The organism is Paenibacillus sp. JCM 18996, from assembly GCF_055392555.1.
The window spans coordinates 1,012,501-1,027,414 of the sequence record NZ_AP043884.1 but is presented as its reverse complement, the minus strand read 5'-3'; the positions used below and the strand labels follow the sequence as shown (position 1 = coordinate 1,027,414).

Genomic DNA, 14,914 nt, shown 5'->3' with positions numbered 1-14,914 from the left:
ATTAATTATCGGGATTCATTTAGCTGCGATTGTTTTCGGAGGCTCTATCTGGATTTTTTACAAAAACAACAAAGATTTATTGTAAGCTTTAATAATCGGAAAACCGTTGCCTGGGATGATGGGCACGGTTTTTTCCTTTTTATAGCGAGCGCAGGTGGAAAAAACGGTCAGGTACAGATCATGCTGACGATCGCATTTTGAAGCTGGCCCATCCTGGGAGAAGTTGACGTGCCAATAGAACCTGCAGCGACCAGTATCAGAAACTCCTGCCGCACTATACTCGGAGATTCTGTCCGGAGATGTTACAGGGCTCTTCTTAGCGCCAGCTTATGTTGCGAGCAGAAAGTTCCTGCCACTGAAGGGAGCGCAATGCCCTCTGATTGCCTACAAAAAAGCCGTCAGAGAATAACACCCTGACGGTTCTTGTAGGTTTTTAATTTCGTTTTTAATTTTCGTTTTCACCATACTGATTTTCGGATTCCGAATGCTGAGCTGGCTTATGGTGAGTGTAGTGACTGCTTTTATGTTTTTTCACATGTGCGGCGGCCGCCTTATGAGGTGCTGCAGCAGGTTGTGGCTGGGAGGCATTACTTTGTGGCTGGGAAGCATCCTGTTGGGGTTGTGCAGCAGCAGGCGCAGCTTTTGCAGCAGCAGGTTGAGGCGCCGCGGCAGCTTGTCCATTATTGGAAATTACACGGCGTGCGGTTACGAATGTCTTATCCCAAGTGCTTCCTGCAAAATTGGAGATGGTAACGCCGATACCGACTCTATAGGTGTGCAGTAATTTCCCGCCGCCCATATAAATGGATACGTGATTGATGACTCCGTCCCGGTTCGTGTCCGAGAAAACCAAATCGCCGGGCTGAAGCTGGTCTTTAGATACCGCTACGCCAACAGCGGATTGCTGTCTCGACGAACGAGGAAGATTGATGCCGTTTTGTTTAAACACATACTGAGTAAACGAGGAACAGTCAAAAGCGTCTGTTCTTCCAGATTTTGCTCCAAATTGATAAGGAACTCCTAAAAATTGTTTTCCTGTGGCAATAACATTATCCGCAACGGATGTGCTGGACACGGCGGCTGCATGGGCCGATGGTGGAGTTACCAGCATACTTCCGGAAAAAGCAACCGAGAGGCTGAGACTTAATCCCACTAATGTTTTACCGATGCGGTTTTTCTTCGTGTTGTTCATAACTTCCTCCTCTGGGGTTAGTATTAAGTTAGCGACATAGCTCACTATATCACACCTGAAACATCCACGAATTACCAAGCTGCGAACAAACCCAGTCCCAATCTGACCTAAAGCAAGGTTATTAGAAAAACATGAGAAATCCTTAAAAAAAACTCTGTTGACAAAGAAATCCACTTTTAGCTTAAAAAAGGCGTTTTCAGCGCCGGCAGCGGGCGTAGAATCTTCTTTTTTGAGTTACACTGTTTATTGAATGGTTTGCAGACTGCTGCTGAATTTTTTTAAATCCACACGTTTATGAGCAGACAAGATGGTTAAATATACTTCAAAAGATGCCTGTCTAAAATGACGCGAATAGAATGGGGGAAGTAACGATTTTGGACGTTTGGTTTAAAGCTCCTTTGACGGTCGCGTTGCTTTCTATGCTGGTCGCCCAGATGGTAAAAGTTCCGATACATTTTTTCCTTCATAAACAAATTCATTTCAAATTGGCCGTCTCGACCGGAGGGATGCCCAGTTCACATTCCGCAATGGTATCGGCGCTGGCTTTTTCTATCGGATTACGGCGTGGGTTTGCGGACGATCTTTTTGCAGTTGCCTCTATCCTTGCTCTTATAGTGATGTATGATGCGATGGGCATAAGGAGGCACGCCGGCAGGCACGCTGTTACTCTTAATCGCCTTTTGAACGAGAAGTTAATCGGACAACCTTCGAGCGATAAGAAAACCGAATTAAAGCAGCAGTTAAAAGAAATGCTCGGGCATGAGCCTAAAGAAGTCATTTGGGGAGCAGTAACGGGAATTATTGTAGCATTGATCGTCGGACTGATATGAAAACCGGACGAAAGCCAGTTGAATGCTTCTTATTAGAATTCAAATTACCTGAAGTACATAGAAAAATTCGAACGCAAAAAAGCACCCTGCTCTGAGAGGTCCCAGGACCGCAGCGGGTGCTTAACATATTCAAAGATACATTTACAACACCGCTTATCGCCGCAAACTTTGTGGTCACTGTCCCTTAAACGATTCCGCCATCCGGCTCGTAATAATCAATCATTATTTTCATCCGGGCTGGTTGAGGGTACATTGGCTATATTGGACAGCCGTTCTGCGGTTCGGTACGCTTGATCTTTGGATTCGGGCATGGGGCTCTAGCCTTTCTGCTTTATGTGTTCATTGGTTTAACATCCCCATTTAGCGTATATTCATTCCGGCGGCTTCCACGCATCATACAGCATTTTGGGTTCGGTTCGGCCATCTGGTATCATTAAGTCGGAGGTATGCCGATTATGGACTATTATACGACAGCAGAGTGGAATGAAGCCCTGTGGCTCAAAGCAGAACAAGTGTATCACCAGTCATTTCCGGAAAAAGGCAGAAAAAATCGCGCTATCATACGAGGCATGTTTGAAAAGGGAATGTGCTCCCTGCATACCGCGGCCGAAAGGTCGGAAGTTATCGCCATGGCTCTGTCGGCCGTAAATCATGAAGATAAGGTGCTGGTCATCGACTATCTCGCTGTAGGGGAAGAATTCCGTGGAATGGGCACCGGACGCTTGTTTATGGACTACATAAAGACCTGGGCGGAAACAGCAGCCCGCTGTAAGGGGATAGTCATAGAGGTCGAAGCCGATCCCTCATCGGACAATATCCGCAGGATCCGTTTTTGGGAACAATGCGGATTCCAGCTCACCGATTATGTACATCATTACATATGGGTTCCCGAGCCATACACGGCAATGTACATGAGTCTCCATCCCGACTGGCCCGTTACGGACGATGGTGAAATCCTGTTTCGCTACATCACTCGTTTTCACGCTAAAGCCTACCGCGGTCATACAAGAGCCTAAAAGTTCTCAAGAATATGGAATTAGACTGATGGTATACGTTCACACTTCAGAAAATGGGCGGATGGGCGCGTTTCACGACGGCTGCAATCCACGTAAAAAGTGGAGAGAAATAAGCATGTACGTAATATCACCTATTAAGGGAGGAAAACCGAATGATGTCTACGGCTGAAATGGCTCGTATAAAATCCCGTCTCCCTGAGTGGGTTGAAACAAGCCGGCAGCTGGCTGCTCAGGGGCAAGTTGCGACATATATACCCGAGTTGGCCAAATCTCCGAAGGAAGCTTTAGGCATTCACATTATGGATGCGAACGGGGAATCGATCTCGGCGGGCGACTGTGAGCTAACATTTACAATGCAGAGCATTTCAAAAGTGTTCACCTTGATTTTGGCGCTCATGGACCGCGGTGAAGAAGCTGTATTCTCCAAAGTGGGGATGGAGCCCACCGGTGATAATTTTAACTCGATGCTGAAGCTGGAATTAGTACAGCCCGGCATTCCTTTCAATCCGCTGATTAATGCAGGGGCCATTGCCGTTTCCTCTTTAATCGGCGGTGACGGGCCTGAAGAAAAGTCCTCGCGGATACTGGATTTCTTCCGTGAGCTGGCAAGCAACCTCACTCTGGACTATAACCTTGAAGTATGCCGGTCAGAATCGGAAACCGGGAATCTCAACCGCTCGCTAGCTTACTACCTTAAGGAAAACGGCGTTTTGATGGAGAACGTGGAAGATGTGCTTGACGTATATTTCCATCATTGTGCCGTGGAAGTCAACTGCGCCGATGTGGCCCGGATGGCATTGATACTCGCGATGGACGGGACAGATCCTCTAACAGGAAATGCGTTAATTCCCCGCCGTTACGTCCAGATCGCCAAAACCTTCATGACGACTTGCGGCATGTACAACGCATCGGGGGAGTTTGCTATCAGCGTTGGACTGCCGGCCAAAAGCGGAGTCTCAGGCGGAATTCTGACCATGGTGCCCGGCCGGTACGGCATAGGGGTGGTCGGCCCGGCCTTAAATAAGAAAGGCAACAGCGTAGCGGGAGTCCATCTGCTGGAGAGATTGTCCAATGAATTCGATTGGAGCTTGTTTTAAACAACTTGAAAAAGTTCTACAGGAGCGTTTGTAATTACCGATAAATCGAGTAAAAGGTGTTTATGGCGGAAAACCATTGTATGTTTTACAATGCAGCCCGTTATTTGACCGTCAATTGCCTTCGTTCACTTGCACGAAATACAACGGGCTAACCATAACTAACCTCATAATCATAACTAAACTCAGCAAATCTCAAGTTTATTGCATAAAGAGAGACCGTCTGAGCAAACGGCCCCGACAGTCAAACACCTTCTAAATGTTCAGGCTTTTCATCGATGTTTCAGGATAACGGGTTCCTGCTGCGACTCCTTTAGGTGCCGCTTCATTGATGCGTTCCAAATCTTCGGCGGTGAGTTCAACCTGTACCGCTTGAATATTTTCTTCCAGATACTTCTTTCTTTTTGTCCCCGGGATCGGCACAATATCCTCTCCTTGGGCCAGCAGCCAGGCTAATGCCAGTTGGGAAGGTTTACAGCCTTTTGAAGCCGCAATTTCCTTAATACGGCTGACGAGGTCAAGATTTTTTTGGAAATTCTCTCCTTGAAACCTCGGAGAGTACCGGCGATAATCATCTTCTTCCAAATCTTCGAACCGCTGGATCTGACCGGTCAAGAAGCCTCTTCCCAGTGGACTGTACGCCACAAAACCGATTCCCAGCTCCCGGCAGGCAGGAAGTACTTCATCCTCCACATCCCGGCTCCAAAGAGAGTACTCCGTTTGCAGTACAGCAACCGGATGGATGGCAAAGGCTCGACGAAGGGTGCCGGCGGCAGCTTCGGACATGCCGATGTAGCGGATTTTACCTTCGCGGACGAGATCCCCCATAGCTCCGATCGTTTCTTCAATAGGAGTGTGAGGATCGACTCGATGCTGATAGTACAAATCAATATGATCAACGCCTAATCGTTGAAGACTGGCCTCGCAAGCGGATCTGACATACTCAGGGCGCCCGTTGACGCCAAGAAACGTTCCATCTTCCCCTCGCACGTTTCCGAATTTGGTAGCCAGAACGACTTCATGGCGGCGTCCTTTGATGGCCCGTCCGACCAGTTCTTCATTCTTCCCCAGACCATACATATCCGCCGTATCCAAAAAATTCACTCCCAATTCCAAGGCAAGTTGAATGGTTTGTATGGCTTCTTCTTCATTGCGTCCACCATAGAAATCCGACATCCCCATACAGCCAAGTCCGAGTGCGGACACCTCAAGCCCGCTTTTTCCCAATATCCTTTTTTTCAATGTAATTCCCTCCTCTGGATAGATTTTACTACCTCAATTACCTATTCAACCATAGAATAAGCAGATATGGCAAATCAAGGCAGCGTGTGGGAAAGGAATCCGTATTAAGTACGCGGAATCACAAACTAGTTTATGGGTTCTATCTTGAATATGGTAAAATGTACAACAGGTAAAAAGAGCCATCCGGCGTTTTAAAAATCCAGTGGGTTTACATGGGAGGAGTTTATAAATGACACGGTTGATCGATCAATACATACGTAACGACGAAGAAAAAGCTCGCGCCGATCAGGTTGAGGCGTTGGCAAGACGGTTTGCCGAAAGAGCCGATGGGCACGACCGGGAAGGATCCTTTCCGTTCGACAATTTTGCAGACCTGCGCGAGGCCGGTTATTTGAAGCTTACTGTACCAAAGGAGTTCGGCGGCGAAGAGATCTCGCTTTACGAGATGGTTGCGCTGCAGGAGCGCCTTGCGTACGGCGACGGCTCAACCGCTCTGGCTGTAGGCTGGCACCTCGGTCAAGTGCTTCATCTGAGATCATCGGGAAAATGGCCGGACACCTTGTTCCGCGACCTGTGCCGCGACATCGTGACAGACGGGGCCATGATCAATACATTCGCCAGCGAACAGTCGTCAGGGAGCCCGAGCCGAGGCGGCAGGCCCGAAACGTCGGCGCTGAAGACCGAAGACGGCTGGCTGATCACGGGCCGAAAGACGTTCAGCACACTATCCCCGATACTGGACCGTTTCGTTGTGTCGGCCTTTATCAGTGAGGAAGATCGCGCGGATGAGTTCCTTGTGCAAAAGACAGACCGCACGACCATTGTGGAAACATGGGACACGCTCGGGATGCGCGCCACCGGAAGCCACGATGTTATTCTTGATCGGGCTTGGGTTCCGGAGGCAGCTCGAATTTCGGGCAGCCGCCCGGCGGGCAAAGATGACGGCGCCGGATGGCTGCTTCACATCCCGGCCTGTTATATGGGGATCGCTTTCGCTGCGCGCGATTTCTCCTTGAACTTTGCCCAAACTTACCGTCCTAACAGTCTGTCAGGGCCGATAGCTGAGCTCCCCAGCGTCCAACAGTCGATCGGACAGATGGAAGCCGAGCTACGGTCGGCACGCTGTGTGTTATATTCGGCGGCGGAGCGCTGGGACCAGCAGGCAGAAAACCGGGCAGGCTTGAAGCCTGAGCTGGGATTGGCCAAATATGTGGCGACAAATGCAGCCATCAGGATAGTGGATATTGCGATGCGTATCGTAGGCGGCGCCAGTCTGTCCAAGAAGCTGCCGCTGGAACGCTATTACCGCGATGTGCGGGCCGGCCTGCACAACCCACCGATGGACAATACCGTAATCCAAATGTTAGCGGGCGATGCTTTGAGCGAACAGCGATGACAGTTTACTACTAATATAAGAGCCGTGCAGCGTATGTTGCATGGCTCTTGTGAAAGGGCAAAATTAAATAAACCCCGCCCACTCTACATGATTTTCATCCTCATTATTATCTTCTTCCTGCTGGATGTCACTGGTTTCTACAGTGTCGACTGCATCTTTCTCGTCATGGTTCACAAGAATTCCTCCTTCACTTTATCAAGCATATTGTTTACCGGCCAGAGACATTTTATTAATGACTCGATGTTGCGGCCTTATGAAGGACAAACCCGACATGCAGCGCCGCAACGCGAACCGGGAGACTGTGCGTTGGAAAAGGTATTTGCCCCTGAAGGTGACCCCTGACGTTTACGCAATTTCAAGCACAGTGGAAAAATAAACCACTTGCCAAGGTGCGCATAACGTGATAAATTATATATCCGACTGTAAGTGAGTCAAACCGCAGCAACGTTGTATCAAGCGCCGGATGATTTTAAAGATTGGGTGCGCCACAGAAATCGGGCAGGTCCCAGCAATCAATTATGCCGTCGTAGCTCAGAGGCAGAGCAACGCACTCGTAATGCGTAGGTCGGAGGTTCAACTCCTCTCGACGGCACCATCTCGGAGGCTTAGCGAAGCGGCCAAACGCAGCAGACTGTAAATCTGTTCTCTGACGAGTTCGGTGGTTCGAATCCATCAGCCTCCATAAAACAATGAAGACCATGCCGCTGCAGGCTTGGCGATTGTTCAATTATAATTAAAACGACCCTGGTCCAGACTGGCATTACAGTTCAAGGACTGGGGTTTTTGCTTTTATATATCGTAACCATCGCTGATTCTGTCTTTCGGGGGATCGTTATTCAGCAGCTTTGAATCGTCTGCTCGAAACCCGACGCGTTCATGTTCATTTTTATCCTCATACATAGTTTCGGGATTGCGGTCTGTTTCTTTTTCTACTTTATCGTTAGGCATCAATGCTGCCTCCTTTCAGAGGTATTGTTTCCTGGCCCAAAATAATTATTATTGTATATGAATCCACTATTGATTAGGCAAACCGTTAGGAACGTAAAATGGAGGGGTCTTCATCCACCCGCGTTTACGCATTAACGTTTTTAATGACGCGCCAAACTTCAACTTTTCGGCCTGGAATTTTACAAACATCATTCCCACATCCGTTCGGATGGACTGCACAGCGCCGCTTGCACACGTCATGTAATCGGCAGCTGCTTTCATTGCTAACGCATTTGCGATTTCACTATCAGTCAGCTTGACACCTAGCGGTATTGCGTCTGGTTCTGATTTAGGTTTGATTTCGGTTGCGTGGGGTAAAGGTACGCCTTCCCGCAGCATAAATTCCCGCATTTCTACGGCTTGGGCTTGTGCTAACCCCATAGCTGCATGGAGCGCTTCTAACAGTTCGCTGTCTCCCGTTGTATTCACCCCAATACGGATGATCGCTATTTCTTCTTCAAGCATGGTCAAAAACGTCCAGCAAGTTAAGGCTTCGCCTAGATGCAACGGCAGCTTGGGTTGCTGTTCCTGCTGCCCATTCGTGCCGCTTGGAACTTCAATGAAGGTTTTCATGACATCAATTACCGCTTCAATTACGCTTGTCAAGTTGAACACCACTTCCTTTTTTGGGTAGTGTGCAAATATTAATCATCAATTATTCAATCATGAAAAAGGAGAAAAACAATGAGCGACAGCTCCATCATCATTAATCTGCCAATTGAGAGCCACCGCGCAAAGCCGGAGAAGCGGTAACATCACGCTCGTGATTTTAAGTCTTTGCGCGATCTTTTTGTGCCATCTAGAACAGCTTAATAAACCAGGGAACGATACACAAAGTCAAGAACGCGGCAAGGATCATTGAGATACTTGATATCGTTCCGGACACCGAGCCGAATTCGAAAGCTTTGGACGTGCCTGCCGCGTGAGCGCTTGTTCCGAGCAGTATACCCTTTGAAATATCGTGCTTGAACCGGAACACACGAATGATCAACGGTCCCATGATAATACCGAGCAGTCCCGTCATCAGAACGAACAGCGCGCTAATAGCAGGTACACCGCCGATCATCTGGGAAACGGCCACGGCAATCGGGGTTGTCGCGGAGTGGGGAAGCAGGCTTTCCGTGATCTGAATGTTCAAATGCAGCAGCTTTGCGATGGCTGCCGAAGAAACGATGGCTATAACTGTGCCGGTTAAGACGCTGATCAGAATCTCAGCCGCATACTTTTTAAGAACATGCAGGTTTTTATATAAAGGAACCGCCAGCGCGACAGTCGCAGGGCCGATCATGCCGGTCAGCCATTTGGCGCCCGCGTTGTAGCTTTCATAAGGAATTCTGAACGTCAAGAGGATAAAAATAACGACGGCCGGTGTGAGGACAAGCGGTGAAAAATAAATTTTACGCGTGCGGCGGTAAAGCTGTTTGGTTCCATAGTAAATCGCAATGGTTAGGGCAAAGCAGCTGAAAGCCATCATATAGAGTGCCCCCTTTCCTTTTTCTTGACAATTCTTTCCGCCATAAAACCGGCTGCCACCATCACCGATGCGGTACTGCCGACCACTACCAGCACAATGCTCAGCCCGCTGTGGATCAGCAGGTTTTTATATTCAATCATGCCTGCCGCGGGCGGGATAAAGAACAGCAGCATCTCGGCCAAAAGCCAGTTCGAACCCAGATCGACCCATTCCAGCCGGAGCACCTTTAATTGCAATAGAATAAAAATGAAAAAAATCCCCAAGATGCTTCCCGGGATTTTCAAATGCAATTTATCGGAAATGAAATTCATCACGAATGAAGTCACTACGAAAAAAAGGACTTGGACCAAACTTTTGCCTAACATTCTCACTTGATATAGCTCCTTCCTATAAGGAATTGTACCTCATCTCCTTATATGGGTAAAATGAATATAAGGAATGGTTTTCATTCATAAAATCTATACCCAAGCGGGTGCTCGTATTGATTCTGCTAAGCATCTATTTTATGAACCGGACGCCCAAAAAGCTTGCTTTGAAAAACGAATAAGTGTAAAAATTAACACAACAGCCTGCCGAAAATCGAACGATACACATACAGTAAAATAAAACATGAGGTGATCAGCGATGAATTCTTATATCCGGAAGCAAAGCGGAATTTTCCCATCCGTATGTTCCCTAGATTGTCCGGATCAATGCGGGCTGCTGGTTCACAAGGAAGCCGGTAAAATCGTCAAAATAGAAGGCGACCCCGCACACCCCGTTACCCAAGGTGCAATCTGCAATAAAGTACGCCATATGGCAGAGCGCATATATGATCCCAAACGGCTGCGATACCCGATGAAACGGACAGGTGCCAAGGGAGAGAACCAATTCGAGCGGATCAGCTGGGAGGAGGCCCTTGAAACGGTTACCGGTACCTGGAAAAATCTGATTGCAGCGGAGGGCCCTGAATCTATTCTTCCCTACAGCTTCTATGGGAATATGGGACGACTCGGCACGGAAGGAATGGACCGCCGTTTTTTTCACCGCATGGGAGCGAGCCGGTTGTTGTATTCGATTTGCGAAGCCGCAGGTAGTGAGGGTTATAGTTATACGATGGGCGGCAGTTTCGGCACGGATCCGGAGGACACCGACCATTCCAGGCTGTTCATCATGTGGGGGATCAATGCGGTGAGTACCAATATGCACCAAGTCGTGCTTGCAGAGAAGGCCCGCAAGAACGGAGCGAAAATCATCGTCATCGATGTCCATAAAAACCGGACCGGCCGCTGGGCGGACTGGTTTATCCCGATCCGGCCGGGCACGGATGCGGCGCTTGCCCTTGGAATGATGCACATTTTGTTTGCGGAAAACATGGTGGACGAAGATTTTATCAGCGAGTACACAATAGGGCACGAAGAGCTTCGGCAGCACGTCCGGCAGTATGAACCGCACAGCGTGTCTGCCATAACCGGAATTCCGGTAGATGATATTTACCGTCTTGCGCGTATGTACGGGGAAACATCTCCCTCATTCATCCGGATTGGCAACGGTCCTCAGCATCACGACAACGGGGGCATGTGCATACGAACGATTGCATGCCTGCCTGCGCTAACCGGCCAGTGGCTGAAGAAAGGCGGCGGGGCCATCAAAGGAAACGGCTCGTTTCTGGACCATAATGTGTCTGCTCTTCGGCGCCCTGATCTATTGAAGAAAAATACCCGTTTTATCAACATGAATCTGCTGGGCAGCGCCCTGCTTGAGCTGGATCCGCCCATAAGATCACTGTACGTCTATAATTCCAATCCCGCAGTGGTAGCTCCGCACGCAAACAAAGTAAGACAGGGGTTAGCCCGGGAAGACTTGTTCACCGTCGTGCATGACCTATACTTAACTGAAACAGCCAGGTATGCGGATATTGTCCTGCCCGCTGCGTCATCTTTTGAAAATACAGATATTTACCGTTCTTATTGGCATCATTATTATCAGATACAGCAGCCGGTGATCGAACCTTATGGGGAAAGCAAATCGAATGTCGAAGTGTTCAGGCTGCTGGCGCGGGAAATGGGCTTTGATGAGCAGGCATTCCACGACACGGAGGAAGACATGATCCGCCAAGCTTTGGATCATCCCCTAAATCCCCGTTTGGATGGCATTACATATGAGGCCCTTTTGGAGAAACAATTTGTGAAGGCGAAGGTGAGTCCTCTTTTTCCCGGGAAATTACGGACTCCAAGCGGCAAAATTGAGCTTTATTCAAGCAGGATGGAGAAAAAAGGCTATCCCCCTCTGCCAACCTACATTCCGATTTCCGAAGATGAAAAATATCCGTTTTTGTTTATTCCCGGGCCTAACCATAATTTTCTAAACTCCACCTTCGCCCATAACGAGAAGCATGCACGCATGGAGAATACCCCCGCACTGCATATGAACCGGGCGGATGCGGCCGCCCTTGGCATCATGGATGGCGATTTCGTCAGAGTGTGGAATGACCGGGGGGAATGCGAGCTGCCCGTCACTATTGGAGAGGATGTGCTGCCGGGCGTAGTGGTAAGCCAAGGTCTCTGGGCCGATTATGAGGGTGGCAAACATCTGGTTAACGCGCTGACTCCCGACCGTGTAGCGGATATGGGGGGAGGGGCGACCTTTTTCTCAGGCACGGTGCAGGTGGAAAAGATGAATTTGAGCAATGTGGGGGGATATTTTTGACGATTGAAAGAACTTACGGCAGCTGGCCATAGAACTCAGACATGGCTATATTGAATTAGGAGGTTTAGCGGATAAAAACCGGCGGGCAGGGAATGCTTCTGTAAAAGAGGAATGGGGACGCTTATCATGCTGAATTTGTCAGAGCTTGAGAATCTGCATCCGGATATTCAAACCGTGCACGAGTTAGTGCAAATCTTAAGGGCACGCATTGATGGCAAGGAAATTGAAATTCACATCCTCAGGAATCAAGCCGGCCGTTATTTTTATGAGCTCAGCCACTTCTACATGGGGGCAGACAATGCCGATCCTATTGTTTCAACTGAGAATATCTTTTCGTGTGTAGAGGAGGCGGCGGAGGGAGCGGTGCGCTCAGCCGTTATGTTTTACCGAAGTACCGATGAAGGCGGGATTTGGGTGAAAAATAGCGCTTTCTTTCATTAGAACAATAGTATATAATGGAACCAAATCTAACGAACGACGGAGGACCCATCGACCATGAAGTAACAACACGTTTCCTGAAAAAACTTGTCAAAGCACAAGCTGTGTTTTCCATATGGAAAACCGGTCAGGGATACGTGTGTCGATTTGGGGACTTTTGTTTTGTAAGAGCAGTGCAAGATGTGAAGTGCGGAAATTCCAGCCAACGAGCAGGGGCTGTTTGCGCTCGCCATCGATCTGCTGCTGCCAATTCCCCCAAATAACCACCGTGAGCCGCTGGCCGCGGTTTTTTTGTATTTTCGAATCGGAATGGGGGGATGTCCCGTGTTGATACTGAAAGCGATAGATCTTCACAAAGAATGGAACGGAGTCAGTTTGTTCGAACAGGTAAGCTTTGAGGTGAAAGAAGGGGAACGGGTAGCCCTTTTCGGTCGAAATGGAGTCGGCAAAACCACATTGCTGCAAGGTTTAATAGGCCGTATCCCATTTGACAGAGGAACTGTGCAGCGGTTGCATCCAGCGGAGGAATGGGGCTGGTTGGACCAGCAGGTGGAGTCGCTTCATTCGCTCACTGTGCTCGAGTTTGTGCAATACGGATCCCGTGAGCTGTACCAGTTGAAGCGGACGTTGGAGCGACTCGAGAATCTTATGAATAGTGGAATGGGCATGAGCGGCTCAACAGCCGATGGAGTAGTGGACGATGGTCCCGGGCGCGATGCGTCTGATGAAACAAAACTTCAAACGAAATTTGAAGCTGTAATGGCGGAATACGGCCAGATATACGACCGGTACTTGCAGCTTGACGGATTCGGCTGGGAGGTGAACGTGGAGAAATGCCTTCAGCTCGTGAATCTGGAACCGTCGCTGTGGACACTGCGGTTCGGGGAGTTAAGCGGCGGCCAAAAAACAAGGGCCCAATTATCTTCCTTAATGGTTCGAGCCCCCAAATTTGTCGTGTTGGACGAACCGACCAACCATTTGGACTCGGATATGCTGGATTGGTTAGAACAATGGGTCCGTATCTATGCCGGCACAGTTCTGTACGTTTCGCACGACCGGACATTTATCGACCGCACCGCCACTTCTGTTATTGAATTGGAGCAAGGCGGCTGCCGACGTTATGCGGGTGGCTACAGCGATTACCGGGCGCAAAAGGATCTTGAACAGCGTACGCAGGAAGCGTCGTACAAGAAGCAGGAACAGCAGCGCGATAAGCTTCTGGAAAGTATCCGCAGGTATTCGGAGTGGTTTCAGCAAGCGCACAATGCAGCGGGACAGAACGATTTTTACCGGGCGAAATCGAAGAAAAACGTCTCCCGTCTTCACGCGAAAGAAGTGGCATTGGAGCGGCTGGACCGTGAGCCAGTGCTAAAGCGGCGCGAAGCCGCGCAGCTGAAGATGAATTTGGACGGCGAAGGATTCTCAGCATCTACCTTGCTGCGGATGGAAGACGTGCATTTTGCCTATGAAGGAGAGAGGGAGCTGCTCCGGCAGTTCGATTTTGCCGTAAACCGGGGCGACCGAATTGCTGTGATAGGTCCTAACGGGACCGGGAAATCCACCTTGTTAAAGCTCATCGCAGGAGTGTCATCTCCTTCGTCGGGATCGGTGCGGCTCCATCCCCAGACAAAAATCGGCTATTTTGCACAAGAGCTAGGTGATCTCGAGTTGGAGGAAACGATCCTGGATAGCTTGCTGAAGCTGCCGGAGATGACCCAAACGCAGGCTCGGACGATTCTTGGATGCTTTATGTTTTCCCGGGATGATGCGTTTAAAAAAATCGGGAATTTAAGTATGGGGGAAAGATGCAGGGTCGCTTTTCTAAAGCTGTTCTTTGGGCGCGCGAATCTGCTGGTGTTGGATGAACCCACGAACTACTTGGATATTGACACTCGCGAAAGGGTGGAGGACGCAATGCAAAGGTATCCTGGCGCGCTGCTACTCGTCTCCCATGACCGATATCTGATCCGCAAAGCGGCCAACCGTTTGCTCATATTAAATGGACGGGAAGCTCCGCTTTCTTTTCTTGGAACGTATGAGGAGTATCTTTCGGCGGATCGGAGCAGGTCGCTTACTTCCGAGGAGCAGGGACGAGAGAATGAACGGGACAAATTGGAGCTGAGGTTGGCCCTGCTGATAGGCAGTAAAGAGCCTGAGGAAGCGGAAGAACGTCAAAAGCTCATGATGGAAATCCGCCAGCTTCGTGCAGATATTGCGAGAATGAATATTTGAACCCGTTCCTGGCGTTAAGAACTGATTTATAGGCAAGTGGAAATTTCGCTGAGGCAAGCTGGCTGCGGCGTGTAGCCGGCTTTTTTTAACGTCAAAGATTTCAAGGCATAATTTCTCATAGTTTTCTCACCAAATTATAATGTTTCACGCTAAATGCTTGTCAGGCTTGTTTTTCCGCGATTGCTATTAAATTATGGTAATTTTCTTCGTGTTATGCTGTTCGTAGGTTATCCACGAGAGTCACAAACAAAACACACAGGAGGAATTTTACCGCATGATGAAAAAGTTGATTGCATCGTCCGTTGTCGCCACTATGTTAGTCGCA

14 protein-coding genes and 2 tRNA genes (1 of these 16 cut by a window edge) are annotated in these 14,914 nt (G+C 49.0%); 10 read left to right on the top strand and 6 right to left on the bottom strand.

Annotated features, from left to right (window positions below; genetic code table 11):
- Positions 1-445: 445 nt before the first annotated feature.
- Complete coding sequence (locus tag ACZ5N7_RS05015) at positions 446-1,192, bottom strand: C40 family peptidase (RefSeq protein WP_464657957.1); 747 nt, start codon at positions 1,190-1,192, stop codon at positions 446-448.
- A 374-nt stretch (positions 1,193-1,566) separates the two neighbouring features.
- On the opposite strand from ACZ5N7_RS05015, the gene ACZ5N7_RS05010 reads away from it, so the two are divergent.
- From ACZ5N7_RS05010 to glsA, 3 genes are all read left to right on the top strand, one after another.
- Positions 1,567-2,022: a divergent PAP2 family protein gene (locus ACZ5N7_RS05010; protein ID WP_464657955.1), complete on the top strand. Its 456-nt coding sequence runs from the start codon at positions 1,567-1,569 to the stop codon at positions 2,020-2,022.
- 455 nt (positions 2,023-2,477) lie between these two features.
- On the top strand, positions 2,478-3,038 hold the full coding sequence (locus ACZ5N7_RS05005; protein ID WP_464657954.1) for a GNAT family N-acetyltransferase: 561 nt from the start codon (positions 2,478-2,480) through the stop codon (positions 3,036-3,038).
- Between the two features lie 152 nt (positions 3,039-3,190).
- On the top strand, positions 3,191-4,135 hold the full coding sequence (glsA, locus tag ACZ5N7_RS05000; protein ID WP_464657952.1) for a glutaminase A: 945 nt from the start codon (positions 3,191-3,193) through the stop codon (positions 4,133-4,135).
- 252 nt (positions 4,136-4,387) lie between these two features.
- Here glsA and ACZ5N7_RS04995 read toward each other — a convergent pair whose 3' ends face one another.
- The gene (locus ACZ5N7_RS04995) at positions 4,388-5,374 is read right to left on the bottom strand and encodes an aldo/keto reductase (RefSeq protein ID WP_464657950.1); all 987 of its coding nucleotides are present in this window, start codon (positions 5,372-5,374) and stop codon (positions 4,388-4,390) included.
- Between the two features lie 229 nt (positions 5,375-5,603).
- On the opposite strand from ACZ5N7_RS04995, the gene ACZ5N7_RS04990 reads away from it, so the two are divergent.
- The 3 genes from ACZ5N7_RS04990 (at position 5,604) to ACZ5N7_RS04980 (ending at position 7,452) form a co-directional block, all read left to right on the top strand.
- Positions 5,604-6,770 carry an acyl-CoA dehydrogenase family protein gene (locus tag ACZ5N7_RS04990; protein WP_464657948.1) on the top strand — a complete coding sequence of 389 codons (1,167 nt, stop codon included), beginning with the start codon at positions 5,604-5,606 and terminating at the stop codon, positions 6,768-6,770.
- 520 nt (positions 6,771-7,290) lie between these two features.
- A tRNA-Thr gene (locus tag ACZ5N7_RS04985) sits at positions 7,291-7,365 on the top strand.
- Between the two features lie 4 nt (positions 7,366-7,369).
- A tRNA-Tyr gene (locus tag ACZ5N7_RS04980) sits at positions 7,370-7,452 on the top strand.
- Positions 7,453-7,559: 107 nt separating this feature from the next.
- Here the strand turns inward: ACZ5N7_RS04980 and ACZ5N7_RS04975 are convergent.
- The 4 genes from ACZ5N7_RS04975 to ACZ5N7_RS04960 form a co-directional block, all read right to left on the bottom strand.
- A complete protein-coding gene (locus tag ACZ5N7_RS04975) occupies positions 7,560-7,718 on the bottom strand; it encodes a hypothetical protein (protein WP_464657946.1) in 159 nt (52 codons plus the stop codon).
- 66 nt (positions 7,719-7,784) lie between these two features.
- The gene (locus ACZ5N7_RS04970) at positions 7,785-8,363 is read right to left on the bottom strand and encodes a DUF3231 family protein (protein ID WP_464657944.1); all 579 of its coding nucleotides are present in this window, start codon (positions 8,361-8,363) and stop codon (positions 7,785-7,787) included.
- 193 nt (positions 8,364-8,556) lie between these two features.
- Positions 8,557-9,228: a CidB/LrgB family autolysis modulator gene (locus ACZ5N7_RS04965; RefSeq protein WP_464659150.1), complete on the bottom strand. Its 672-nt coding sequence runs from the start codon at positions 9,226-9,228 to the stop codon at positions 8,557-8,559.
- On the bottom strand, positions 9,228-9,596 hold the full coding sequence (locus ACZ5N7_RS04960) for a CidA/LrgA family holin-like protein (protein ID WP_464659148.1): 369 nt from the start codon (positions 9,594-9,596) through the stop codon (positions 9,228-9,230). The genes ACZ5N7_RS04965 and ACZ5N7_RS04960 overlap by 1 nt, the downstream gene beginning before the upstream one ends.
- 259 nt (positions 9,597-9,855) lie before the next feature.
- On the opposite strand from ACZ5N7_RS04960, the gene ACZ5N7_RS04955 reads away from it, so the two are divergent.
- The 4 genes from ACZ5N7_RS04955 to ACZ5N7_RS04940 all read left to right on the top strand — a co-directional run.
- Positions 9,856-11,919 (top strand): molybdopterin-containing oxidoreductase family protein, encoded by a 2,064-nt coding sequence (locus ACZ5N7_RS04955; protein WP_464657942.1) that lies wholly within the window; start codon positions 9,856-9,858, stop codon positions 11,917-11,919.
- Positions 11,920-12,045: 126 nt separating this feature from the next.
- Positions 12,046-12,360, top strand: a complete 315-nt coding sequence (locus ACZ5N7_RS04950) for a hypothetical protein (protein ID WP_464657940.1) — start codon at positions 12,046-12,048, stop codon at positions 12,358-12,360.
- 321 nt (positions 12,361-12,681) lie between these two features.
- Positions 12,682-14,589, top strand: a complete 1,908-nt coding sequence (gene abc-f / locus ACZ5N7_RS04945; RefSeq protein WP_464657938.1) for a ribosomal protection-like ABC-F family protein — start codon at positions 12,682-12,684, stop codon at positions 14,587-14,589.
- Between the two features lie 274 nt (positions 14,590-14,863).
- Positions 14,864-14,914: the start of a C40 family peptidase gene (locus ACZ5N7_RS04940; protein ID WP_464657936.1), read on the top strand. The gene runs 483 nt beyond the window's last position; only the first 51 of its 534 coding nucleotides appear in the window; its start codon is at positions 14,864-14,866; the stop codon falls past the right edge of the window.

Bases quoted from the DNA above. Each gene is read 5' to 3' on its own strand.
- ACZ5N7_RS05015 (WP_464657957.1), bottom strand. From the start codon at position 1,192: ATGAACAACACGAAGAAAAACCGCATCGGTAAAACATTAGTGGGATTA.
- glsA (WP_464657952.1), top strand. From the start codon at position 3,191: ATGATGTCTACGGCTGAAATGGCTCGTATAAAATCCCGTCTCCCTGAG.
- ACZ5N7_RS05005 (WP_464657954.1), top strand. From the start codon at position 2,478: ATGGACTATTATACGACAGCAGAGTGGAATGAAGCCCTGTGGCTCAAA.
- ACZ5N7_RS04960 (WP_464659148.1), bottom strand. From the start codon at position 9,596: ATGTTAGGCAAAAGTTTGGTCCAAGTCCTTTTTTTCGTAGTGACTTCA.
- ACZ5N7_RS04975 (WP_464657946.1), bottom strand. From the start codon at position 7,718: ATGCCTAACGATAAAGTAGAAAAAGAAACAGACCGCAATCCCGAAACT.
- ACZ5N7_RS04965 (WP_464659150.1), bottom strand. From the start codon at position 9,228: ATGGCTTTCAGCTGCTTTGCCCTAACCATTGCGATTTACTATGGAACC.
- ACZ5N7_RS04955 (WP_464657942.1), top strand. From the start codon at position 9,856: ATGAATTCTTATATCCGGAAGCAAAGCGGAATTTTCCCATCCGTATGT.
- ACZ5N7_RS04990 (WP_464657948.1), top strand. From the start codon at position 5,604: ATGACACGGTTGATCGATCAATACATACGTAACGACGAAGAAAAAGCT.
- ACZ5N7_RS04950 (WP_464657940.1), top strand. From the start codon at position 12,046: ATGCTGAATTTGTCAGAGCTTGAGAATCTGCATCCGGATATTCAAACC.